We start from the raw sequence: 25058 nt of genomic DNA, 5'->3' as shown, positions 1-25058 counted from the left end.
GATTGGAATGAAAGATGGCAATCTAAGAACGCCACGTCCTGGGACTGAGGCTGAGGCTGCGCTAACTCGCCCCACCGAAAACATTTGTGGCAACGATTGCATGACCAACGTCCTTGAAAAAGAAACCCGCCTTTTCTGCGTTCGATGTTTCTCTTAGAAGCTTTCCTTGTCCTGTTGGCCCGCGACTCCAGCCGGAATAGCATGAGCTGAAGCCATGCCGGTGGAAAGCGCCCGTATGCAACGGAAATCAATGGAGCTTATCTACTCAACTATCTCAGTTCTCTTATTCATTTTTAAAAATCACAAAAAGGAGGCGGTCAATATAAAAGAACTACATGTTATCTCTACAGGTCAGCAAACTTCAGAGACACTTGTTTCTATTGTTGCTGAGATTCATCGTTATATAGACTTTTTGCATTTACGTGAACCGGAATGGACTGATCAAGACTTGGTACAAACAATTGAAAACCTTTCTGCCAGTGGGGTACCAATGGAAAAGCTCATTGTGAATCATCGTGTGGATGTAGCAAATCAAACGGGAGTTCATGGTGTCCAACTGACCTATCGGAGCATGGAAGTGGCTAAGGTGAAGAACGCATTTCCGGAATTAAAGGTTGGTTGCTCTGTACATACGGTGAGTGAAGCAACACAATTGGCAGAACAGGGGGCAGATTATCTTGTATATGGACATATATTTGAAACCGCCTCCAAGCCAGATTTGGAGCCTAAGGGTGTAGGAAGCTTACAGCATGTTGCCAGGCAAGTTTCCATACCTGTAATTGCTATTGGAGGAATAAGACCAAAAAATGTACCTAACGTATTAGGGCAAGGTGCAAGTGGTGTAGCTATTCTTTCAGGGATATTACTTGCAAAGGATCCGCTGAAAGCAGCACAGGAATATAGATACGCATTAACAAAAAGCGAGGTGGTCGTGTGAAACGTCATTATGATTCTATTATTGTTGGAGGCGGCGTAATTGGCAGTTCTATTGCCTTTCAGTTAAGTAAGCGAAACTATAGTGTACTAGTTTTGGAGAAAGATGGTTTAGCAGAAAAAGCTTCCAGTGCCGCAGCTGGCATGCTCGGTGCTCAATCCGAACTGGAAGGGGATAGCCCGCTATTTAACTTAGCGAGACAAAGTAGGTCCAGATTCCCTAGGTTGGCAAAGGAATTATACCAAATTTCGGGTGTCGATATCGAATTGATGCAAAGTGGCATTATAAAAGTCGCGCAAACAGAAGAAGAAGTAGCGCATTTAAAAACAGTTGCTGCATACCAGAAATCGATCGGGGAGGAAGCAGAATGGTTAGCCGCAGAAGAACTGAAAAAGCGTGAGCCCGGCCTTTCAGATGCTGCTCTTGGTGGTGTATATCTGCCGCATGATGGACAGGTTTCCGCACCACTACTAGCCCATGCTTTTGCACAATCTGCCAAAAAGCTTGGCGCAGATATGTTAGAGCATACAGAAGTGAAGGATTTCATCTATGAAAACGGGCGCTTATCAGGGGTGAAATCCAGTGCAGGTACGTTTTTGGCGAAAGACATAATTATCGCTGGAGGTGCGTGGAGCAAGCGAATATTAAGTAATGCAGGTGTGGCGTTAGATGTATATCCAGTAAAGGGAGAGTGTTTTTCGGTTATTCACGATAAGCCAATTGCCACCTCGAGCATATTTTTATCCAATGGATATATTGTGCCAAAGTCCAGAGGAAGAACCATCATTGGGGCAACACAGAAGCCTTATGAAGAGAATCCAACAGTTGAATTATCTAGTTTATCCCAATTAATTGAAATGGCGGGAAGGCTGCTCCCGGAATTAAAGAATGCTAGGTGGGAAAAGGCATGGGCAGGGATTCGGCCACAAACAGGAGACGGCTATCCTTACATCGGAAAACATCCAGAACTGCATGGGTTGACGATAGCAACAGGTCATTTCAGAAATGGGATATTATTAAGTCCAATTACAGATGTGAAGAACCACTTTAATATTACAAACCCAGTAGTAATTGTAGAGCATAACGGAGAAATTTTGGACATGGCAAAACATCCGGAAAAAGAAGTAGCGGATGGCGATAAAATTGAATTAGTACAATTTGTGGGAGGCGGTTGAGATGTTAATCATTGGAGATAAAAAATTTAATTCAAGATTATTACTAGGAACAGGTAAATACCCTGATTTCGAAACCCAGAAAGAAGCTGTTAACGTATCGGAGACAGAAATATTAACCTTTTCCGTGCGTCGGATGAATGTTTTTGAGCCCTCACAGCCGAATTTTCTGGAAAAGCTTGATTTGCAGAAATACAGCCTATTGCCGAATACAGCAGGAGCCCAAACAGCCGAAGAAGCTGTTCGAACTGCAAAATTGGCAAAAGCGTCGGGACTCTGCGACATGGTTAAAGTAGAAGTAATTGGGTGTGACAAAACGTTATTGCCGGACCCGATTGAAACATTGAGAGCGACAGAGGAATTAGTCAAGGAAGGATTTACCGTATTACCATATACGTCAGATGATGTCGTACTGGCAAGAAAGCTTGAGGAAGTGGGTGCGCATGCGATCATGCCGGGAGCTTCACCAATTGGTTCCGGACAAGGAATAATTAATCCTCTGAATTTGAGTGTCATCATCGAACAGGCAAATGTCCCTGTCATTGTGGATGCAGGTATCGGTTCCCCAGCAGATGCTGCCATGGCAATGGAGATGGGGGCTGAAGGAGTGCTACTCAACACAGCTGTTTCGGGAGCCAAAGATCCGATTAAAATGGCTGAAGCGATGAAGCTTGCGGTGATCTCAGGACGACTCGGATATGAAGCAGGCCGAATTGGTAAGAAAAGATATGCTACCGCAAGCAGTCCCATGGAAGGGATCAGTGTGTAATGCATGACCGTTACTCAAGACAAATACTCTTCTCCGGCATTGGGGCTGAAGGACAGGAAAAACTAGAAAATAAGCATGCTTTAATTATCGGAGCAGGAGCACTTGGAACTGGAAGTGCAGAGATTCTGGCCAGGGCAGGGGTCGGAGAGTTGACAATAGTGGATAGAGATTATGTGGAATGGAGTAATTTACAGCGACAGCAATTATATACAGAAGCAGATGCTGAAGAACGTATGCCAAAAGTAATCGCAGCCAAGAAGAGACTAGAGGAGATTAATAGCGGAATAACGATACATGCCCATATTATAGATGTTACACCTGTAGAATTAGAGCAACTTATTCACGGAGTTGATTTGATCCTTGATGCCACAGATAATTTTGATATTCGCATGATAATTAACGATACCTCTCAGAAGTACTCTATCCCATGGATTTACGGATCGTGTGTAGGGAGTTATGGAATTAGTTATACGATCCTACCGGGGGTATCTCCATGCCTGCACTGTTTAATGGAAAACATACCCATTGGTGGAATGACCTGTGATACATTAGGTGTTATTAGTCCGGTTGTGCAGCTTGTTATAGCACATCAAACGGCTGAAGCTTTAAAGATATTGACAGAAAAAACGGATAGATTACGGCAGGAATTAATTTCTTTCGATTTATGGAATAATCAGCAATCAACTATCCAAGTACGGTCTTTAAAACAGCAACAGTGCAAATCATGTGGGGATCATGCCAACTATCCATTTTTGGATTATGAAAATACAACCAAAGCAGAAATCCTGTGTGGTAGAGAAACGGTACAGATTCGACCAAGCTCAAGAGAGACAAAAGATTTAGAAACATTGGCTATTAAGCTGAAAAAGTTGGGAAAGGTTAAGCAGAACCCGTATTTGTTACAGTTCACAATTGGTGATGATCGCCTGGTGTTATTTCGGGACGGACGCGTGCTTGTACATGGGACCAATGATGCCGCGAGAGCCAGATCATTATATCACCGCTATCTAGGCTAGTTGAAAGATGAAGGATGAGAAATTTGAAAGATATTTTTATGATGAATTTGACAGTGGGTACGAAAGAACAGGCATTAACTGCCATGTGTAGCATGTTAATAAATACAGGGTATGTAACCGCTGATTTTATGGAGGAAATTTTAAAAAGAGAGCAAGGCTTTCCAACAGGGTTACCGGTACAACCATACGGAGTGGCTGTTCCACATGTTGACAGCAAGCATGTTATCGAAAGTCAGGTCGTATTTGCTGCTTTAAAAAAACCGGTAGTTTTCCAGCAAATGGGCAATAATCAGCAAAACATAGATGTTTCTTTTATTTTTATGCTTGCTTTTCGGGATCCGACAGAGCATTTACAACATTTACAGAAGTTGTTTCTATGTTTGCAGGACACTGCATTTATGCAGCAGCTCAACCAAATAAAAAATAAAAGTCATTTGCTTCAATTAATAAATAACATAGAAACATAGTTTGCTGGGGTGAGTTTATGGAAGGATTACAATGGTTTGTTGATCTGGGAGCTTCCGTTATGCTCCCTGTTATCATTTTTATTTTTGCGCTTATACTTGGAACAAAAGTGAAAAAAGCGATACAAGCAGGGCTTACTGTAGGAATTGGTTTTGTCGGGTTGAATTTGATTCTTGAATTATTAACGAGTAGCTTAGGACCTGCAGCAAAATCGATGGTTGAATATCTTGGTTTCGATTTACGCACAATTGATGTGGGCTGGCCTGCTGCAGCGGCTATTTCCTATGGCACAACATTAGGCAGTCTAGCTATTCCTATAGGCATAGGAATAAATATTTTGTTGTTGCTATTTGGATTAACCAAAACATTAAATGTGGATATATGGAACTATTGGCATTTCGCGTTTACAGGCTCTTTAGTTTATGCGATCACAAATAACTTTGCATTCGGACTGCTTACCATTGCTGTACATGTCATGGTGATTTTTCTCTTGGGTGATTTGCTTGCGTCAGATATTCAATCCTACTACGGATTCAAGCAAATTACTTTTCCGCATGCAGCTTCAGCACCATCTTATTTTTTAGCAAAACCCCTGAATTATGTTTTTGACCGGATCCCTTGGTTTAATAAATTGGAGGCTAATCATGAAACCATCCAGAAACGGTTTGGGTTACTTGGAGATTCTCTGATACTCGGTGTCTTACTAGGTATTGTTATTGGTGTACTGGCAGGTTATAACCTTCAAGAAACACTTCAATTGGCCATACAGACAGGTGCTGTACTTGTTTTGATGCCAAAAATGGTTGCATTACTGATGGAAGGGCTAACCCCCGTTTCGGAAGCGGCCGGTGAAATGATGAAAAAAAGATTTCCGAATAGAGAATTATTCATTGGAATGGACAGTGCTTTATCAGTTGGTCATCCTGCAGTTTTGTCCGCCTCCTTATTGATGGTGCCTATTACCCTTTTATTGGCAGTTATCTTACCAGGCAATACGGTATTGCCGTTTGGTGATTTGGCTACCATTCCATTTTTAATCTGCTTAATGGTCCCTGTCTTTAAAGGGAATATAATTCGGACAGTTATTGCTGCCACCATTTACATAAGTGCAGGTTTGTATATCGCTACATGGGTTTCTCCGTTGTTTACAGAAATGGCAAACAATGCCGGTTTTGGCGCTGGAGACAACTCCAGCATTTCAGCGTTAGTAGACGGAGCGCTTTGGACAACCGGCTTATTTGTTGGTGTTGGGAAAATGGTGGGCTGGCCTGGGATTGCGGCGATTGGAATCATTGCATTTGCTGGTCTGCTATATGTCAATAAAATCAGGAAGGAAGGGGATCAGTTATGAAAAAAGGACTAATCGTTTGCGGAACTGGAGTTGCTACTTCAACTGTTGTTTTGGGGAAAGTGAAGGAATACTTGACCAAGGAGGATTTAATTTCACAGGTAGAGCTCCATCAAGCAAACATCAATGATGCACATAGCAGAAGCGATGACTATGTGTTTATCGTATCAACAACGATCGTCCCTGATGATTGGAAGGAAAATGTGATTGATGGGGTTCCATTGCTTACAGGGATTGGAGAAGAAGAAGTGTATTTGGAAATTAGAAATAAATTGGTATGAGAAAGAGGGCTCCCGTACAGGTAGGCTGGCAGAATTCGAGACTATGTTAAAAACAATTTTGATTTTAAAGTGTGGGGACTATACTCTGAAGCGAAGAGATTATCTTCCAGTTAAATTGGGGAAAGCTTTCCTCTCTATTTTATTCGAAAGCTTCCCCGCTAGTAAGAACTGTTATAAGTAGACTTGCTACAGTTCTAGTCAATCACCTACTACTTTTTCCCCCTGCACCCAAACCTCTTTTATATTTTCGGGTTTCACAAGATACATAATTTTTTGAAACACGTCATCCAGATCTTCCTTTTCATCAAATATCGGAAGGGAATTTCCTTTTGCTTTTGTATCAATGATTTGTACATCCCAAGCGTAGCCCTTCTCCAAGAGACCGATTGGGAGACTTAAGCTCTTACCACCACCAGCTGTGGCAAAATAAAATGCTTCCTTAATTGTGATGCGTGAATCGTCTACACCACGCACTTCGGGGGATTTGGAATTGTCTACTCCATCCTCCAGCATGCGGGAGGATACGACCGCTTGCTTTGCATTATCATATAAGCTGGGTGTTGCTCCAGCTGAGATGTCTGTTCCTAAGCCAATGTCCACACCACGGGAATGGAAATGGCGAAGGGGCATTACCGCATTCGCGAAATAGGCATTTGAGAGTGGGCAATGGCCAATAGCTGTACCTGTTTCAGCAAATAATTCCACATCATTATCTTCTAAAAATACCGAATGTGCCATCACCGATTTATCCTGTAATAAACCAAAATCGTTTAAAGCAGCTGTATCGGTTTTATGAAATCGTTCTTTAACAAAACCGTGTTCCCAGTCGCTTTCACTGCAATGGGATTGGATATGTGTGTCATATTTGGCAGCAAGCTTACCTAAACCCTTTAATGCTTCATCCGTACAGCTTGGGATAAATCTTGGGGTTACAACAGGATAAACGCCTTGCTTGGTCGTTTTTGCTAATTCCTTCACATCCACAATAAATTGCTCTGTTTCTTCTAACGCAGTTGTTGCGTCTGGGTCTCTATAATAATCCGGATTTTGCTCTGGATCATCTGCAACTACTTTACCGACTAATCCACGTTGCCCTTTTTCTGCACATATTTTAGCTAATAGATAGCTTGCTTCTCTGTGTACAGTAGCAAAGTATAATCCTGTTGTCGTACCATTTTTTAACAATGTATGGACAAGATCTTCATACACTTTTTTTGCAAAGCTTGTATCTTCAAATTTAGCTTCCAACGGAAAAGTATACGTATGCAACCAATCATTCAATGGTAGGTCCAATGCCGTTCCAGCCTGTGCCCATTGTGGGGCATGAATGTGTAAATCAACAAATCCAGGGAAAAGATATTGTCCTTTCTTCAGGCGATAAAAGTTACTTTTGTCTTCGTACTCTTGGAGAATTGAGCGGTAACGTGGATCTTCAGGAGATACCACATTTGCAATCATCCCACTATCGTCTACGCAAAAAAGATGGTCTTTTACTATATTTATTTCCTTAGCAGATTTGCTTGTAAATGCAGTTCCTTGAAAAATTAACGAATAATTATACATATAAATCACCTTATTGTTCGTATTTTGTTAATTATAGTAGCCATTATAATGGAATGGGATACGGAAGTCCAGAGAGCTATATAGCTTTTTGAAATTTGTGGTAAACCTAAGTAGAAAAAGGGATCCAAGAGCTATTGCAACAAATAAAATAGAAGTTTTTTTAAAAAAATACTTGTTTAATAGAAAATGGGTGTTATACTAAAGACAAACTTAATGATGTTTTTCATATAATAGCGGGGATATGGCCTGCGAGTTTCTACCAGTTTACCGTAAATGAACTGACTATGAAAAGCTTGTATGGGTGACGTCTACGTATGTTTAGATGTTATTCTTATTTCGGTTCCTTTAAGGTCCGGGATACATGCTTATTCATAGAAAAGCATGTATCCCGGGCTTTTTTGTATTGGTAGTGAAATTCTATTTTAGATAATTAGAATGCAGTCATGAGCGAAGGAAAAATAGACTCCAGCGGGAAAAGCGAGACTAGCGAGACCCCGGAGAACGTGTAGTAGGGGCTGGAAGGCTAAAGTCGCGACGTCCTGGGGCTGCGCATACTCGCCCCATCGAAACCCATTGTCGCAACGCCTTCATGACCAACATCGTGTTGGCCCGAGGCTCGCAGACCGCCCGCGGAAAGCGTAATATTTTTCTGCAGCGAGATTTGGTGCTCCATCCACTAGTTTGCTGTTTACTCCTACTATGAATGTACGAAATATGTTTGTGCCCTAACATTTGTAGTAGAACCAACTAAATTATTTACTCGTAAGCTCATTGTTATCACCTATGAATATAAATTGGAGGGAGTTACAAATATGGTTAATACAGCTAGAAAACAAGAAACAGAAATAAACGAGGTTGAACAACAGGGGAAGGAAACAGAAATTTCTGTTGGAAAGTCGCTCTTTGTTGGATTACAGCATGTACTTGCAATGGATCTTTTTATACCTCCAATCATTTTGGCTGGATTATTATCCTTTTCTGTAGCTGATAGTGCGTTATTAATCCAAATGACGTTTATCGCTTGTGGAATTGCAACAATCATTCAGGCTGGATTTGCAATGAAGCTGCCTGTGATGCAAGGGCCCTCGTTTGTTCCGATTAGCGCATTGGCAGCTATTGGCACCACTTCCGGAATAGGTGCAATGATTGGTAGTCTTATCCCTGGCGCTATACTCATTTCTTTGCTAGGCAAACCGCTAAACGTATTTAGTAAGCTTGTATTAAAATTTATCCCACCACTTGTGGCAGGGACGGTTATCGTTGTTGTGGGTATATCTCTCATGCCCGCTGCGATTAATTCCATCTATACTGCACCTGGAAGCTTTCAAGTGAACATCCTGATTGCTTTTATTACAGCAGTTGTATTGATTGCTTGTATGTATATAGGTGAAAATATGAAAACAAAATTTAAATTTATGAAAGTAGCTTCCGTCATGCTTTCACTGGGAATTGGAACTCTAGTTGCAGCTTTATTCGGACTTGTAAATTTTTCGCATGTTAGCGAGGTGCCGTGGTTCGCGTTGCCAAGTATATTTGCATTTGGTACACCAACATTTGAATTGGATGCGATATTAATTATGCTTGCCATTTATTTGATTATCGTAATTGAAACGACGGGTACATGGTTTACCGTTGGCGAAGTAGCAGATGAAAAGCTGGATGGAAAGCGATTAAACGGTGGAGCGTTTGGAGAGGGGATCGGTTGCTTTGTTGGATCCTTCTTTGGAGGAACACCTGTGACAGGATATTCTTCTAATGCTGGAATAATAGCCATTACGGGTGTGAAGAGCCGTAAACCGATTATCGCCGGTGGTGCTATTTTGATAGCACTTGGAATGATGCCAAAAATCATGAACGTTATTGCCAGCATTCCAGCTCCAGTAATTAATGGGGTTTTTGCTATTCTATGTGTTGTTATTATGATGAATGGTTTTAAAGTAATTAAGAATGCACCATTTACAGAAAGAAATATGATCGTAATTGGTCTTCCTATTATGCTTGCATTATCTGCTGTCCTTATGCCAGCAGAGATCGCAAATGGGTTACCGAATCTAGTAACATACTTTGTTTCTTCAGGAACAGCCGTGGGCGCAATTGCAGCATTAGTCCTTAATTTCGTACTTCCTGAGAAAAAGCAAGACAGTAACGTAATTCCATTAGGTGTTAGTAAATAGAGCTGGTGCAGGGAGGCGGTTCTTCAGTCCCCGGGACAGGAGAACCGTCCCTTTGTACCACTGACACAATTTAATTTATCTGAGGAGGAAGGCTTATGCAGCAAGATAGATTGTGGAACGAATGGCATCCTGTATGTAAGTCGGAGGAATTGCAAGATGATCCTAAGCAAGTTTTTGTGCTTGGAGAAAGGGTAGTTATTTTCCGAAATGAGAAAGGCGTTCATGCGTTCAAGGATTTATGTATTCATCGTGGAGCGGCCCTCTCACTAGGTAAAGTTGTCGATGGAAATTTAGTTTGTGCATACCATGCGTGGGAATATAATTCAGAGGGAACATGTGTGAAGATTCCTGCACTGCCATGTGAGCGACCGATTCCAAAGAAAGCAAAAGCAACAGTGTATCATTGTCAAGAGTATCTGGGACTCATTTGGGTAAATCTTGGAGATGAACCAATACAATTAATTAACTATCCGGAGTATAACCAGGAAGGCTATCGCACAATTATATGCGGTTCTTATGAGGTAAAAGCAAATGCCCCTCGGATTATTGAAAATTTCCTTGATGTCTCTCATTTAATGTTCGTACATGAAGGCATGCTCGGGGATACGGATCATGCTGAAATAGTAGATTATGATGTTGAATTTCTTGATGGTCGTTTTATTACGAGTAAGATCCCTGTATACCAGCCAAATGCTGATGGAAGATCAAAAGGTGGTTACACAGATTATGTATATGAAATTTTAAGTCCAACTGCTGCTCGTTTTACGAAAACAACAGAGGGATCAGATGAGGAATTTACCATTCTGACAGTGGTTAACCAAGAAGATCATGAACAATGTAATGTTTATATGCTTTTAACCAGAAACTACGACTTGGATCAGCCGGATGAACCGTTTAGGGAGTTTCAGGATACGATTTTTTATCAGGATTTGGATGTGGTAGAAAGTCAGAAGCCAGAATTGCTTCCGCTGGATCTTCAAGCAGAAATGCACTTGAAGTCAGATGCACTTACGATTGCCTATCGGAGATGGTTAGACGAATTAGGAATTGAAAATGGCACTATGCCAATAAATAGTGATAAGAAGCAACGAGCAAGAAAACGGCCCATCCAGAAAAAGACAGCCGCTGTGAACCATAAATAGTAATTATAATAATCCGACGTAACGAAAACCCCTGCGTTACGTCGGAGTTTAATTCTTACCAAAACTCAAAAAGTGACTCTTGACCAATATGTGGGGCATACTTTGCTAGAAGGGCCTCTAAATCTGTTGAATCCTCCAAATCAATCCAATCATCAATACCCCCTAAAAAACAGAAACGTTCCATTACGAAACACCGTTCGTCCTCGTCAATTAATTCTAATCGCAGTTCCGTCTCATATTGCTTATATTTATCCTGTGTATGCGAATCAGTAAATGGTAAAACTTCCCCTAATTCTTTATTTGCGTAATAAATATAAATATATTCCTTTTTTACATCGAGCTTTATATCCTTTATAGGAGAGTGCTTCTTTAAACTCTCTTTAATCGTTTGTATTTCCTGCTCATTAACAATTTGTTTCTCTTCTTTTCGTAAGTATACTTTCCCATTTGGATTTTCATATATTTCATAACCATTAGGTAATTGATCTATTGCATTATCTTTAACTTTTTTAGAAAAATGATAAGTTAAATTTCCTTTTTTTGTCGTGCTACTATGTAAATAATATGCTTCACCACGAAAATTTGTATAAGATAAAGTCATTTCATACTCATCTCCTTTTTAAATAGATTACACAGAATATGTCTTATTTTTTCTAAGCAGAAGCGTTGGACTAATAGGTAAAATAGAAAATTTGTGCATTTAACTTTAAACTCATTTTACATTTCGTTTCTCCATTTGTTCAAGGATTAAGAGATGAGTTAAATTTTAATAGAAGTCAGCTACATATAAGCAAACTTCAATTTCTATAATTTTTTCACTATTGACAAGCTTACAAAATAATTCTATTATTTATGTAACGGGTTACACATATTTTTGTATAAGCTAATGTGTAACGCGTTACATAGTGAGGTGATTATACATGTCAACAATTAGAGATGTTGCCAAATTAGCAAATGTATCTGTAGCTACTGTTTCTCGAGTCATTAATGCAAATGGATATGTAAATGAAAATACAAAGCAAAAGGTGGAAGAAGCAATCAAACAATTGAATTATCGACCAAATGATGTTGCACGTAGTTTATTTAATGGTAGATCAAAAATGATTGCGCTATTTGTACCAGATATTCAAACCCCCTTCTTCCCTGAGCTGGCGAGAGCTGTAGAGGATATGGCAAATTCGCGGGGATATACATTTATTCTATGTAATACGGATAACAATAATCAAAAAGAAATAGACTATTTACAAGCATTACTACAAAAGTCGATTGATGGTTTTATTTTTGTTTCCAGTACAATCAAAGCTGAGCAGATTGAAAATATAAACGTTCCGATAGTGGCCATGGATAGAAAAATTAGCCCAGAACTTGTTTCCGTAACTGTAGATAATCGGGACAGCGCAAGACAGGCGGTCGAATATTTGCAATCAATAGGCTGTAAGCAAATTGGCCATATTTGCGGACCTGAAAATGTAAGTAGTTCAAGAAACAGGCTGCAAGGTTACTTGGATATTGTGAAAAAAGAAGACTGGTTGACAAGTGATTTTGTACAGGTTGGTGATCACAGTATTCAGGGTGGGCTCCTTGCTGCAATGGAACTCTTACAGAAAAACCCAGATATCGATGGAATTTTTGCAGCCAATGATCTCATGGCTGTGGGTGTTTTGAAAGCTGCTGAACAATTAGGGATTCGAGTTCCGGAACAACTGTCAGTTATAGGATTTGATAATACAGAGCCAGGAAAAGTTACTACACCTCAATTGACAACAATTAATCAGCCTATTTACGATATTGGAAAGCGAGCTGCGGAACTGCTTATTCAGCAGATTGAAACACCTGATAGTGAAATTGAATCGGCCATATATAATGTCGAATTGATTGTAAGAGGATCTACAAAACCGTTACAGAGTTAATTTTTTATTATTTGCCATACAGACTTCAGCACTCTTTTTAAAAGGGTGCTTTTTTCCTGTTTAACAATTATTTGTGAGTCTGATTTATCATTTATAAAGTATCTTCCGGTGTACTACAAGGTTTGTTATAGGATTAATGAACTACATTTAGGCGATGATGTGTATTCTTTGTCATTTTTCCTTTAATGATGATTGTTTTTCTTAATATTTATCATTTTGACACTTAATTATCATTATGGTAATATTTCAACTAATTAAAATTGGAAATCATTAGAAGGAGGTGTGACTACAAAATCGTTGATACCATTTATAAAAGGAGGAAGTAATAAATGAAAAATGTATACGCTATCATTATCTCTGTAGTATTTTTTATTTTCATAGGAGCAGATCAGAAACTGGTAGAAGCCTCTACATCAAAGACTGAACCAATTGTAAGTGTAGAGAATGAACAAATAGAAAATGGTTATTTCACAAATCTTAATAGTGAAATCGATAAGCTAAAAGGGTTAGAAGAAGGTACGATTGTTGTTCGCTTTCGTTATACGGGCTCTTCTATTATGTCATTATTTTCATTAAGTAATAGTAATCTAGCTAATGGGCATTTCCATTTATATATCTCCCCGTCCTCCATTGGCAGTGAAAATCGATTTCAAAAGCCAGGGGAACCCCAAGAAAACGTTCATACATCTGTTGCAGCAAATCTAAAAGAAGGACATGTCTATACACTGGCAATGGTGGTAGATAAGGAAGCAGGCTATAAATACTTCCTGGATGGAGAATTAATTAAAAAAGACACTACGACTCCAAAGAAATTTTTAAACAATATCTACAAACCGAACAGTGCCCAACTTGGCAGGACAGAGAGAGCAGCTGGTGGAAACAATTATCCTTTTGAGGGGGATATCGATTTTGCGAAGATATACAATAAGCCACTCTCTGATGAAGTTTTAACTGCAGTTACAGGTGTGACAGCTGCTGCACCGCTTGTGAATCCAATGCCAGACGAAGCTTATGTAACGGACCCTGAAAGTATCTTTTACCCAGGCTTCATGGATTCGAATAATTATCGAATTCCAGCACTATTTTACACAGAAAAGGGTACATTGATTGCTGGGATCGACCGCCGTGTAGAAAATGGTGCTGATTCTCCCAATAATATTGATGCTGTTATTCGAAGAAGCTTTGATGATGGAGATACATGGGAAGAGAATGGTGTGATGGTCAACGACTATCCAGATCAGGCTTCCAATATCGATTTAGCTTTCCTGCAGGATAAGTCAAACGAGCGGATTTTTGCCTTGGTTGATGGCTTTCCACATGGTGCAGGACTTATGGGTGGTTTTGGAGTCAACTCCTATAAAGGAACTGGGTTCAAAACAATCGATGGGAAAAAGTATATGTTCCTCACAGATGAATCTGGAAAGGAATATACTGTTCGTGATGGTGGACAAGTGTATGATAATGAAGGGAACCAAACGGAATATAAAGTAGATGATAGAAGAAACTTATACTTGAATGGTGAAAAAATAGACAATATATTTAGTAAGACAACACCTCTAAAACCATATAAAACTTCCTATCTCGAACTCTATTATAGTGATGATGAAGGGGAAACATGGGAAGGGACCATTGACTTAAATGATGAGGTGAAAGAAGAATGGATGGCATTCCTAGGTACTGGCCCAGGTAACGGTATTCAATTAACAGAAGGTGAACATAAAGGAAGACTTGTTTTCCCGGTGTACTTTCTAAATGATAACTTTAAACAAGCTAGTGCCGTTGTTTATAGTGATGATAATGGGAAGACATGGCACCGTGGTGAATCACCTAATGAAGGAAGAGTTGTGGGTAACGGAGAGGTCATTCATGAGAAAACCTTTAACAATAGTGCATATGAGGTTACTGAATCACAGGTTGTTGAAATGCCTGATGGTCAGCTGAAATTGTTTATGAGAAACCATTCTGGCTACGCACAAATTGCTACAAGCTTTGATGGTGGAGAAACATGGGAAGAAGAAGTTGTAACGGAAAAGGATTTGGTTGCACCGTATAGCCAAATGTCTGTTATACGTTACGATGGGAAGGTCGATGACAAAGAAGCACTTATCTTCTCAAGTGCAAACAACTCTGCCAGCAGAGTGGATGGAACAGTAAGAATAGGGCTAATAGAAGAATCAGGAACTTATGGAAATGGGCATACAAAATATTCAATTGATTGGAAATATGATCAGCTTGTCAAAGAAGGGCATTATGGCTATTCCAGTCTTACTAATTTATCAGATGGAAATATTGGTCTTTTTTATGAAGGTACCCCAAATACTGTCATGGATTTTAGGAAGTTTAATACTGACTTTGTGAAGTGGGAGAAGGAAAAAGAGGCTCCCGCACCAACTGTTAATTCTTTCAGCACAATAGAGAAAACCCCAAATGTTTATCGACCTGGTGAAACTATTCAGGTAGAGATGACTTTTGATAGCTATGTCATGTTGATGGGTGGCCGGAGCCTTACTGGAACGCTCGATGGCACGGAAATTGAATTTAAGTTTGCGGACCAAGTATCTGCCAATACAATTTTATTTGAAGGGACCATCCCTGATATTCATCCTAGAAAACGTGAGTTAGACCTTTCGTTTAGTAATAACCTAGATGTATATAATGTTTATGGAAAGACTCTAGATAAACAGGAAGCAAATTCAAAACTAATTGATGAAGTACGGATTCGAGCTAACGGGAAAGGGAGAAAATAGTTGGAATAGGATACTACTTAGCTGAAATTAATATACAATTTTGTGTGAAAGACCTCTATGATTTATTAGAGGTCTTTTGCATGCCCTCTTTCGCTAAACAAATGGTTCTAATATATATTTTGAGGATATTCAATGATTCGGAAAATAGATATATTGCGACGTAACTTTTCGTCTTTAGCGTATGAAAAATAACTGTGTTGCTGGAAAGTTCACTGAAATATTGAATCTGATTACACCCCCGCTACGGAAAACACTGCGCTTTTCGGGGGCGGCTGATGAGCCTCCTCATGCTAACGCATTCCGGGGTCTCACCTATGCCTCATCTCCCCCAGAAGTCTCCGTATTTTCCTCCGCTTAAGTGTTACTTTTTAGCGATAAATTAACTTAGTATTGATAGTAAAAAGGTCACTTTACATCACCGAGGACAAGTGAAAGACCCACTCCGCATTTGGAATATTAGAGCTCATACAAATTGATTGGAGTGGAGGGCGGCGACTCCTGCCGGAATAGCATGAGCTGAAGACCCTGCACGGAGCGTAGCGGAGGAAGCGGCTGAGGCCATGCCGGTGGAAAGCGTCCGCCTGAAACGGAAATCAATGGGGCACTTCTTCTCAAATATTTCACTGAGCTTTTCATCAATAAAGTTACGTCGCAGTTTCCTCCAACTATGAATAATGTACGATTTTGGTTTATACTCCAACAGTTGCAGTAGAACTATTAACTCTAAAGTAATTGGATATAGCTATATAACACTATTTTGATAGAAATCTAATTTACATCCTTCATAATTCTCCCAGTCCTGCCGATAACATAATGGTAACTACTACTAGTACTTATTTACCATACAACAGGAAGGAAAGGACCTAATTATGAAGAAAAGAAATAGTATATCATGGAGATTATCAGGCCTGATTATCGGCTTGTTTCTCGTGTTGTTCATTGCTTATGCCACCGTTTCCAGCAGCATTCTGCACACCAAAGCGGTAAAGGATGGGGAGAAATTTGCAAATGAGCATACGAGATATTATGCTTCGATTTTAAGTGATAATTTGAATCAAACAAAGAAAACATTGGATACAATGAAACTTGTAGTTGAAGGAACTTATAATGACAACACCATAACAGCTGACAGTGTCCTATCGATGATGGAAAATGTACTTGCAAACAATCCATCCATTTCCGGGGTTGCCACTGTTTTGGAAGAGGGGGTATTACCGGAAAAGGATTCTATTGATACAAATTTGGTAGATTCACAAAATCGCTTTATCCCTTTTGCTTCTAAAGTAAAGGGAGAGGTTTATACAAATCCCGCTTCTGGATTAGATAAAGCAGGTGACGGTGATTGGTATATCATTCCAAAAGAGGAAAAGAGGTCTGTTTTAACTGAACCTATCTCTTACAAACTAGGAGAAGAAACTAAATCCGCATCTTCTATTGCTATTCCATTACTATCTAAGGATAATCAATTTCTTGGAGTTATTTCAGCACATTTTGATATGGGATTCTTGGATGAATTGGTAAAAGAGATGAAGCCAGATGGAGGGTATTCCTCTATTATTACGGATCAAGGATTAGTTGTTGCTAATAGTATTAATCAGAAATTGGTTGGCTCTAATATGGCGGAGGCTCTAGACTGGGCTCCCCTTAAAGAAGGATTAATAGCCGGAAATGTCACAAATACCTATGTGGACTCTAAACAACTGCAGGAAAAAGCATTTAATGCATTTGCCCCTGTCAATCTACAAGGAATTGATGAAGTTTGGTCTATACAAACCGTTATAGGCAGATCTACTATTATTAAGACATTTACTGACTTTGCGTTAATTACAATTATTGCTGGAGCAGCAATGATTCTACTCATGGCTGGAGCTTCTTCGATGTTTATTCATCGTAACTTACGTCCATTGAAATTTTTATATGAATCCATGGGCACCGCAGCTTCAGGGGATTTAACTATGAAAGTGGACCCGGAAAAAATTCGAAAAGATGAGATAGGTGCTGTGGCGTTGGCGTTTAATGATATGCTGGGTGAAACAAGTAAAGTCATTCAAGTCGTCAAAGAATCATCAACAAATTTAAATGAATCATCCACAGATGTTTCACGCACAGTAAATGAAGTAACGGCAGCAAGTGAAGAGGTGGCGCTTGCAGTAGATGAGATTGCACAAGGTGCTTCCCAACAATCGGCAGATGCTGAAAATACAAATCAACAAATGGCAGACTTATCAACCCAAATTGATGTTTTATCTGACCTTTCAAGAGAAATGGAACAATTTTCAATGAATGCCAAAGAGTCTACTGACGAGGGCATTGAACAAGTATCTCAATTGCGTCAGCATAACGAGGCTACCAATGATATGAATAGAAAGGTTCAGCAACAAATTCAGTCTTTGACAAGCCGTATTGCAGCTATTGATAAGGTGATTGAAACAATTCATGGCATTACTGCACAAACAAACTTACTTGCATTGAATGCTAGTATCGAGGCAGCACGTGCGGGTGAGCATGGTAAAGGATTTGCTGTTGTTGCTGAGGAAGTTCGCAAGCTTGCAGAGGAATCCAGTAATGAAACGAAGGTGATTCAAGAGACTGTTCAAGAGATTTTAAATGAATCGGAACAGACCGTTGCATTAATTGCTGAAAATGGAAAATTAATGGAGCAAAATAATCATTCTGTTTCTAATACGGAGGAAGCTTTTAATAAGAATGCAGAGTTGGCCAGACAGCTTGGCCAATCAGTAAATCAATTGTCCGTAAAACTTACGGATATGATGGATTATAAAGAACAGGCAATGACCGCGATTCAAAGTGTATCAGCTATTTCTCAGGAAACAGCCGCATCTGCAGAGGAAGTAAGTGCTTCTGCTGCAGAACAACAGACACAAATGCAGCAAGTAGCTTCATCCACAGAGCAAATGGATAAGATAGCGAATGAACTACAGGACGTAGTAAACCGTTTTAAAGTAGAATAAAAGATGAACCTGGGGCGGTTCTCATGACCTAAATAGATTGGGGCAGGAGAACCGCCTTTTGTTTGAAACATGTTTTTTATTTCAATAGACGATAACCCTGTCCTCCTGCTTATAAAATCAATCTGCCACGGATCCTTCCTCTACTACCAATAGTTTTTGTCGCAAGGCTAAAGCATCTCCTTCTACTATGAATCTTCTATTTACCGTTTCCTCCACCAACATTAGCCATAGAACCGCTCTTGTTTAACTCCTTTTTTTAAGTGGAATAACACTTGTAGACAACAAATCATCTAAAGAGGATGAAGGAGGAGCCTAATAATGAAACGACATCAATTATACATTAATGGAGAATATACAGATTCTACAGGAAACGACTGGCTTGATATTATTAACCCTGCTACAGAGGAAATGATATCCCAAGCCCAACGAGGCACAAATGAAGATGTAGATCGAGCAGTTCAAGCGGCATTTGAAGCTCAAAAATCGTGGGAGCTTATTCCGAACATTGAGCGTGGAAAAATCGTTCGCAAATTAGGTGAAGCGATACAGGAAAAACGGGAAACTTTTATTGAATTGTTACAAGAGGAGCAAGGTAAGGATTATGAGCTGGCACAGGGCGAAGTTGATTTGGCCATTGATTATTTTCAATATATGTCTGAATGGGCACGCAGAATAGAAGGAGAGATTGTCCCAAGCGATCGGCCAAATGAAAATATCTATATTTATAAAAAACCTATTGGTGTGATTGCGGGTATTGTTCCATGGAATTTCCCTGTATTCATTCTTGCTAGAAAAGTAGCCACTGCACTCGTCACTGGCTGTACCATAGTGTTAAAACCAAGTCAAAAAACACCAAACACAGCAATGGCTTTTACAGAAATTGTAGATGACATGGATGATATTCCTAAAGGTGTTTACAATGTGGTCACAGGAACTGGTTCGGAAGTTGGGGATGCATTAACTAGACATGAAAAAATTGCGATGGTTTCTATGACAGGAAGTATCCCTGCTGGAACAAAAATAATGGAGGCTGCTGCACAAAATATCACCAAAGTTAACCTCGAGCTAGGAGGGAAAGCACCTGCTATTGTAACGAAGCATGCTGACCTTGAGGTTACTGTTGACAACATTGTAACATCACGCTTAGCCAATAATGGACAAGCATGTACAAACGCAGAGCGTGTATATGTACATGAAGATATTGCTGATACGTTTGTAAGCAAGCTGAAAGAAAGCTTCGAAAGTAAAAAAATTGGCGATCCTCGAGAAAATAAGGATGCAGATGTAGGTCCTTTAATTAGTAACGAACGGTTGGAAGCTGTTTCGTCGATGGTAGAGCAAGCAAAAGAAGATGGTGCAAAAGTAGTCACTGGCGGAGAACGCGCAGAAAGTGAAAAAGGCTATTTTTATAAACCGACCATCCTGACAAATGTAGACCACCAGTCAGCTATTATGCAGGATGAAATCTTTGGTCCGGTGATTCCTATTGATACATTTAAAACGTTGGACGAAGCAATCGAAAAAGGTAACGACACGGTTTATGGACTCTCCTCGTCTGTATATACGGATGATATGAACGAAGCCATGCGTGTGATTAACGAGTTAAAATTTGGTGAAACGTACGTAAATCGCGAGAACTTTGAGGCTGTCCAAGGTTATCATGCAGGTATGCGCAAATCTGGTCTTGGCGGTACGGACGGAAAACATGGTGTAGAGGATTTCCTTGTTACACAGGTTGTTTATATGCAATATAACAAAGATAAAAACGAATAAAAGTTGTACGTAAAAGTGATTAAAATGTACGCAGTGATGAAACCCGGACTAAACTTTCCTCACAGTCCGGGTTTTCATTTATATTTTTGGTGAAAAGCGAGGGGTAAAAAGAATGAGTATTTATATAGCTTATCTCGTTATTTTCTTGCTGGGAGCAACTCCGTTTTTTGAAGTGGTGGGTGTTATCCCAATTGGTGTAGCAGCAGGCTTAGAAGCTGTACCTGTTACCATCCTGGCTTTTGCCGGAAATATGGTGACAATATACTTGTTAATTTTGTTAACTGACAAGGTAAAAGCATGGCTGCATCATAGAAAGGAAAAGAAAATACAAAATGGGGAGCGTGTTTCGGAAAGGAAGGAGAAACGCGCCGGAAGGGTATGGAAAAAATACGGTCTTCCTGGTCTTTCGTTAGTGGCGCCATTCATTACAGGCAGTCATCTTGGTGCTATTTTAGCTATGGGATTTGGGGGTTCCAAAATACAGATAACTGTGTGGATGACGATAAGTGTTGTTGTGTGGACACTTATTATGGGCTTTGCATCTTATTATGGCATGGGTTTCTTAACGAAGAGTACGGGAAGTACAGGGTTTCTCGCCAATTTGCTGAAATAAAAAAAGCTCTTCTGCAAAGGTTAGGGACAAACATATCTTGTATATTCATAGTTGGAGTAAAGGCGAACTTGTGTGAGAACAATCAGCAATAGACCAAAAATATCCCCTCTGGAAAAAAATAAATCAGCAGGAGAGCGAAAGAATCCGCCGGAGGAGAAATAAATCGGCAGGAGAGCAAAGGTATCCACCGAAGAGGAAATTAATCCGCTGGAGAGCAAAAATTAAATATCAGAAACTAAAAAGAAGCTCTACTGTCCGATTCAGTGGATCAGCAGAGCTTCTTTATCGACCTTAGGTTAATTGTTGCTCAGCAAATTCGCGATAGAGTGCATGTTGCTTTATTAGTTCCTGATGTGTTCCTATTCCGGTAACCTTCCCTTTTTCAATGAATACAATCTTATCTGCATCGACAATTGTTGAGAGTCTGTGAGCAATTATAAAAGTAGTTCTTCCTTCCATTAACCTGCTCAGTGCTTGCTGTACAATACCTTCTGATTGGCTGTCAAGACTGGCTGTTGCCTCGTCCATCATTAAGATTTTCGGATCTCTTAGAAAAGCACGGGCAATTGCAATACGCTGACGTTGTCCTCCAGAGAGCTTGATACCGCGTTCACCAACCTGTGTATCCAATCCTTGGGGGAATTCCTGAATAAACTGTGCTGCATATGCCATTTTAGCAACCGCCCAAAGTTGGTCATCATGAATTTGCTTTTCCTCCAGACCGTAACAGAGATTTTCCCTAATCGTACCAGCCATCATAGGGCTATCCTGAGAAACATATCCAATTTGTTTACGCCAGGAGGTGAGAGACATGTTCTGAATAGGTGTATCACCTATCAAAATTTCTCCCGCCTCTGGTATATAATAACGCTCAAGCATGCCGAACAAAGTAGTCTTTCCACCGCCACTTGGTCCGGCAAAGGCAACCATTTCACCCGGAGCAGCTGTAAAAGTGATATCCTGTAAAACGGATTCTTCATTATTATAAGAAAAAGATACATGTCGCACATGAACACTTTTTCCTGTGATATCTCTGTCCTTGCCTTCCTGTCCCTTTTCTAATTGCTGATCCAAAATTTCAATAATACGTTCCGTCGCACCCTTTGCTTTTTGAAGCTGTGTAAAGAACATCGCAAATGTGGTGACAGGCATAATAATTTGAAACAGATAGAGTAAAAACGCAACCAAAGAACCTGTGGACATAGTTCCACTTGATACGCGCATCCCGCCATAAGTGATAATCATTACGATCACAACCATCATGACAAAATACATAATGGGAGCAATCAGTGCGTATATTTTTGCTTCCTTTAAGCCAAGATCTAATAATTTTTTAATCCCCAGCTTTCCTTTCGCCGCTTCGGCTTTTTCTGCGTTGGATGCCTTCATTAAACGAATTTCACTAAGTGTCTGTTGCACATCACCAGTAAAAATAGCTGTTTCATCCTGCAGACTTCGAGAAATTTTCCCCATTTGTCTTCCAAGTGGTAAAAGGATTAAAACAATGAAAGGGACACTTATAAGCATTACCAGCGTCATCTTCCAATCCATAATAAGCAGTATGGTGATTGCGCCAATAATAGAAACAATTCCAGTAATAAATTGAGGGAATTGATCAGATATTAGATCGCGAACCACGTTCGTATCATTAACTACACGGCTGACTGTTTTTCCGCTTGATGTTGTGTCAAAAAAGCGAACTGGCAAACGAATGAGCTTCAGCCACATTCTCTCACGAAGTTTTGCAACAACATGCTGACCCACAGCGGATAAGGTATAAATGGATACACCATTCATGACAGCTTGAAAAATAAAAGCGATGGCAATCGCAATTATAATTGGAGTACTTAGTGTTGCTGTAGAGAAATTATCAACAAGGTTTTTAGTCAATAAAGGAACAACTAAGCCAGCGAGGGTTGTAATGATACTTGTCAAAAGTCCGATCCCTAAGAGTATCTTAGGTAATCCAGTCGAAAAAATAAGGGAGAAGAAGGGTTTTATACTAGTTGGTCTATTGTTTTCCATCTGAAATACTCCTGTCAAATAGGTTGTAAATTATTCTCTCTTAAGTCTACTCGTCCGATGGGGAAAAGCAAGCAGAAGGTATAGCAGGTTGGATAAGATAAGAAAAAGAGTAACGTATTTGGGTTGGGTAAATAAAATAAATAAAAATAAACAAAATTTTAAAAGGATGTAATATTTAATTACAAGAGAAGTCAGGGGTGGGTGTATGCCAGCAATTAATGGAAATGAATATAAGAAGCGGATTGAACAACTGCAGGCAGAGATTTGGATCGATGGGACTCAGGTGAAAGGAAATATTTCTGAACATCCGGCTTGGAAAGGAATTATAAAAAGCCAGGGGGCTTTATATGATCTTCAATTCGAGCCCAAATTAAAAGATATCATGACATATTCCTCCCCATTATCCGACGAACAAGTAGGGATGTCTTATTTACAGCCAAAGACAAAAGAGGAATTAGTGAAAAGGCGAGAGATGATTCAGCAATGGGCGTTAGCGAGTAATGGCATGATGGGAAGAAGCCCGGATTATATGAACACAGTACTTATGGCACTGGCATCATCAGCGGGATTTTTAGAGGGAAAGGAAAATTGTTATCCGAAAAATTTGGTGAAATTTTATGAATATGCTCGGGAAAATGATATTTCAATGACCCATACCTTTATTAATCCACAAGTAAATCGAGAAACTTTCTATGTAGAAGATACGGAGCAGCCCATAGCTGCAAAAGTGATGAAAGAAACCGATGCTGGAATAATAGTTAATGGAGCCAGATTACTTGCAACACAAGGCGGAATAACGGATGAAATACTTGTATTAGCTGCTGGTGGCCTTCAGGATAAAGCAAATGGATTCGCTTTTTCTATTCCGAGTAATACAAAAGGACTCCGGTTTATTGCCAGAGAGTCTTTTGTCGGGGGAGAATCGGCATTTAACTATCCATTAAGCTCCAGATATGAAGAGATGGATATGGTGGTGGTGTTTGATCATGTATTAGTCCCATGGGAGCGCGTATTTTATTATAATAACATTTCAGTATCCAACACATTTATGGCATCAAGTTCTTTTCTACCGTTCACCTTGCATCAAGCGGTATCCCGTCAGATTATAAAAACAGAATTTATTCTGGGACTTGTCCAGTCTATCATTAATAGTATTTGTATTGGCGAATATCAACATGTACAGGAAAAAACAACAGAAATTATTATTGCTTTGGAGACATTGAAAGCATTGATCCTGAAAGCAGAAGCGGAAGCAAAACTGGATGAATGGGGTTTTATGCGACCAGATCAGGCTACGCTTGCTGTTGCCTGTAATATATTTCCAAAAGCTTATGCCCGGTTTACAGAGATTATTCAACAACTGGGTGCAAGTGGGTTAATTTCCATCCCTCCAGAGGCAGCTTTTGATTCTGATATAAGAAAAGATTTAAATCATTATTTGCAGTCGAAAGCTGATGACGCGTTGTCTCGTGTAAAGCTTTTTCGCCTTGCTTGGGAAATTTCCATGAGCGCATTTGGTACGCGGGAGATTCAATATGAACGATTTTTCTTCGGCGATCCTGTTAAATTGGCAAGTGGACTTTATCAATCCTACGATCGTTCCATTTTTGTTGAAAGAATATCAAACTTTTTGGAAGAAGAGTAAAGGTTACAGAGCTCTGCTCATCAGGGCAAAACAATTTTTTATTGCTGATTTGAATTTTGTACGGCGGATTTACTCATCCGCCTGCTGAATAGCACTCACCCCTGCTTATTTCCTCCTATCTAAGCAGATAGTTAATCCTCATGATACTTTGTACAATCCAAGGGAGTTGCCGCTAGTTGTTTCACACTACTCCTAATTGGGAAATGAAATAGTATAGAATCTTTTATATGGGGAGGAACAATCATGAAAAAGTATATTGTTGATAATTTTGTAGGTGATACAGTGATTCTGCTAGATCAGGAGAATGAGAGAGTAACCAAAGAAATAGACATGGGTAAACTTCCACTCGATGTTCAGCAAGGTGACCTAGTTGTGGAAGATGATCGAAATGGAGTAATGAACTACCGAACTTTAATTGGAGAGTCAGAAAAAGCAGCAGAGGATACAAAAGATGTTGCTAAACATATGCATGAGGAATAATTGGAGGGACAAACATAACCTATTGTCCC

19 protein-coding genes and 1 riboswitch are annotated in these 25058 nt (G+C 39.7%); of the genes, 16 read left to right on the top strand and 3 right to left on the bottom strand.

All coding sequences use genetic code 11. From position 1 onward, the window contains the following. Positions 1 to 214 precede the first annotated feature (214 nt). Genes tenI through BME96_RS15225 form a run of 7 tightly spaced genes read left to right on the top strand, consistent with a single transcriptional unit; the run spans position 215 to position 5985 of the window. Positions 215 to 937: a thiazole tautomerase TenI gene (gene tenI, locus BME96_RS15255; RefSeq protein ID WP_231478632.1), complete on the top strand. Its 723-nt coding sequence runs from the start codon at positions 215 to 217 to the stop codon at positions 935 to 937. Beyond that, positions 934 to 2109 carry a glycine oxidase ThiO gene (gene thiO / locus BME96_RS15250; protein ID WP_071649483.1) on the top strand — a complete coding sequence of 392 codons (1176 nt, stop codon included), beginning with the start codon at positions 934 to 936 and terminating at the stop codon, positions 2107 to 2109. Before tenI ends, thiO begins: the two co-directional genes overlap by 4 nt. Position 2110: 1 nt before the next feature. Next, positions 2111 to 2875, top strand: coding sequence for a thiazole synthase (locus BME96_RS15245; RefSeq protein ID WP_071649482.1), 765 nt, complete (start codon positions 2111 to 2113; stop codon positions 2873 to 2875). Beyond that, a complete protein-coding gene (locus tag BME96_RS15240; protein ID WP_060679959.1) occupies positions 2875 to 3891 on the top strand; it encodes a thiazole biosynthesis adenylyltransferase ThiF in 1017 nt (338 codons plus the stop codon). The genes BME96_RS15245 and BME96_RS15240 overlap by 1 nt, the downstream gene beginning before the upstream one ends. Before the next feature lie 23 nt (positions 3892 to 3914). Further along, on the top strand, positions 3915 to 4358 hold the full coding sequence (locus BME96_RS15235) for a PTS sugar transporter subunit IIA (protein WP_060679961.1): 444 nt from the start codon (positions 3915 to 3917) through the stop codon (positions 4356 to 4358). A 17-nt stretch (positions 4359 to 4375) separates the two neighbouring features. Next, positions 4376 to 5707, top strand: coding sequence for a PTS galactitol transporter subunit IIC (locus tag BME96_RS15230; protein ID WP_071649480.1), 1332 nt, complete (start codon positions 4376 to 4378; stop codon positions 5705 to 5707). After that, positions 5704 to 5985, top strand: coding sequence for a PTS sugar transporter subunit IIB (locus BME96_RS15225; protein ID WP_019375990.1), 282 nt, complete (start codon positions 5704 to 5706; stop codon positions 5983 to 5985). The genes BME96_RS15230 and BME96_RS15225 overlap by 4 nt, the downstream gene beginning before the upstream one ends. 198 nt (positions 5986 to 6183) lie before the next feature. Here the strand turns inward: BME96_RS15225 and guaD are convergent, their stop codons facing one another. Further along, entirely contained in the window at positions 6184 to 7548 is a 1365-nt protein-coding gene (gene guaD, locus BME96_RS15220; protein ID WP_071649479.1) for a guanine deaminase, read from the bottom strand. Between the two features lie 203 nt (positions 7549 to 7751). Beyond that, a riboswitch (purine riboswitch) is annotated at positions 7752 to 7853 on the top strand. Between the two features lie 507 nt (positions 7854 to 8360). On the opposite strand from guaD, the gene BME96_RS15215 reads away from it, so the two are divergent. Both BME96_RS15215 and BME96_RS15210 read left to right on the top strand, forming a co-directional pair. Continuing rightward, complete coding sequence (locus tag BME96_RS15215; protein ID WP_060679968.1) at positions 8361 to 9722, top strand: nucleobase:cation symporter-2 family protein; 1362 nt, start codon at positions 8361 to 8363, stop codon at positions 9720 to 9722. A 95-nt stretch (positions 9723 to 9817) separates the two neighbouring features. After that, entirely contained in the window at positions 9818 to 10864 is a 1047-nt protein-coding gene (locus BME96_RS15210; RefSeq protein WP_071649478.1) for an aromatic ring-hydroxylating dioxygenase subunit alpha, read from the top strand. Positions 10865 to 10919: 55 nt separating this feature from the next. Here the strand turns inward: BME96_RS15210 and BME96_RS15205 are convergent, their stop codons facing one another. Continuing rightward, positions 10920 to 11465 (bottom strand): hypothetical protein, encoded by a 546-nt coding sequence (locus BME96_RS15205; protein ID WP_071649477.1) that lies wholly within the window; start codon positions 11463 to 11465, stop codon positions 10920 to 10922. Between the two features lie 319 nt (positions 11466 to 11784). Between BME96_RS15205 and BME96_RS15200 the strand changes: the two genes are divergently transcribed. From BME96_RS15200 to BME96_RS15175, 5 genes are all read left to right on the top strand, one after another. Continuing rightward, positions 11785 to 12774 (top strand): LacI family DNA-binding transcriptional regulator, encoded by a 990-nt coding sequence (locus tag BME96_RS15200; protein ID WP_071649476.1) that lies wholly within the window; start codon positions 11785 to 11787, stop codon positions 12772 to 12774. A gap of 329 nt (positions 12775 to 13103) precedes the next feature. Beyond that, complete coding sequence (locus BME96_RS15195; RefSeq protein WP_071649475.1) at positions 13104 to 15521, top strand: sialidase family protein; 2418 nt, start codon at positions 13104 to 13106, stop codon at positions 15519 to 15521. Between the two features lie 869 nt (positions 15522 to 16390). Continuing rightward, complete coding sequence (locus BME96_RS15185; protein WP_071649474.1) at positions 16391 to 18493, top strand: methyl-accepting chemotaxis protein; 2103 nt, start codon at positions 16391 to 16393, stop codon at positions 18491 to 18493. Between the two features lie 318 nt (positions 18494 to 18811). Further along, positions 18812 to 20266, top strand: coding sequence for an aldehyde dehydrogenase (gene aldA, locus BME96_RS15180; RefSeq protein ID WP_071649473.1), 1455 nt, complete (start codon positions 18812 to 18814; stop codon positions 20264 to 20266). Between the two features lie 112 nt (positions 20267 to 20378). Next, entirely contained in the window at positions 20379 to 20879 is a 501-nt protein-coding gene (locus tag BME96_RS15175) for a small multi-drug export protein (RefSeq protein ID WP_071649472.1), read from the top strand. A 291-nt stretch (positions 20880 to 21170) separates the two neighbouring features. Here BME96_RS15175 and BME96_RS15170 read toward each other — a convergent pair whose 3' ends face one another. Then, positions 21171 to 22904 (bottom strand): ABC transporter ATP-binding protein, encoded by a 1734-nt coding sequence (locus BME96_RS15170; RefSeq protein WP_071649471.1) that lies wholly within the window; start codon positions 22902 to 22904, stop codon positions 21171 to 21173. Between the two features lie 205 nt (positions 22905 to 23109). On the opposite strand from BME96_RS15170, the gene hpaB reads away from it, so the two are divergent. Next, positions 23110 to 24549: a 4-hydroxyphenylacetate 3-monooxygenase, oxygenase component gene (gene hpaB, locus BME96_RS15165; protein WP_071649470.1), complete on the top strand. Its 1440-nt coding sequence runs from the start codon at positions 23110 to 23112 to the stop codon at positions 24547 to 24549. 243 nt (positions 24550 to 24792) lie between these two features. After that, positions 24793 to 25029 carry a DUF3006 family protein gene (locus tag BME96_RS15160; RefSeq protein ID WP_071649469.1) on the top strand — a complete coding sequence of 79 codons (237 nt, stop codon included), beginning with the start codon at positions 24793 to 24795 and terminating at the stop codon, positions 25027 to 25029. The last annotated feature ends 29 nt before the right edge of the window (positions 25030 to 25058 follow it).

Origin of the sequence: Virgibacillus halodenitrificans (assembly GCF_001878675.1) — a bacterium.
GTDB lineage: Bacteria > Bacillota > Bacilli > Bacillales > Amphibacillaceae > Virgibacillus_Q > Virgibacillus_Q halodenitrificans.
Note: the sequence above shows the minus strand (reverse complement) of the source record. Positions and strands in the feature narration are given on the sequence as shown.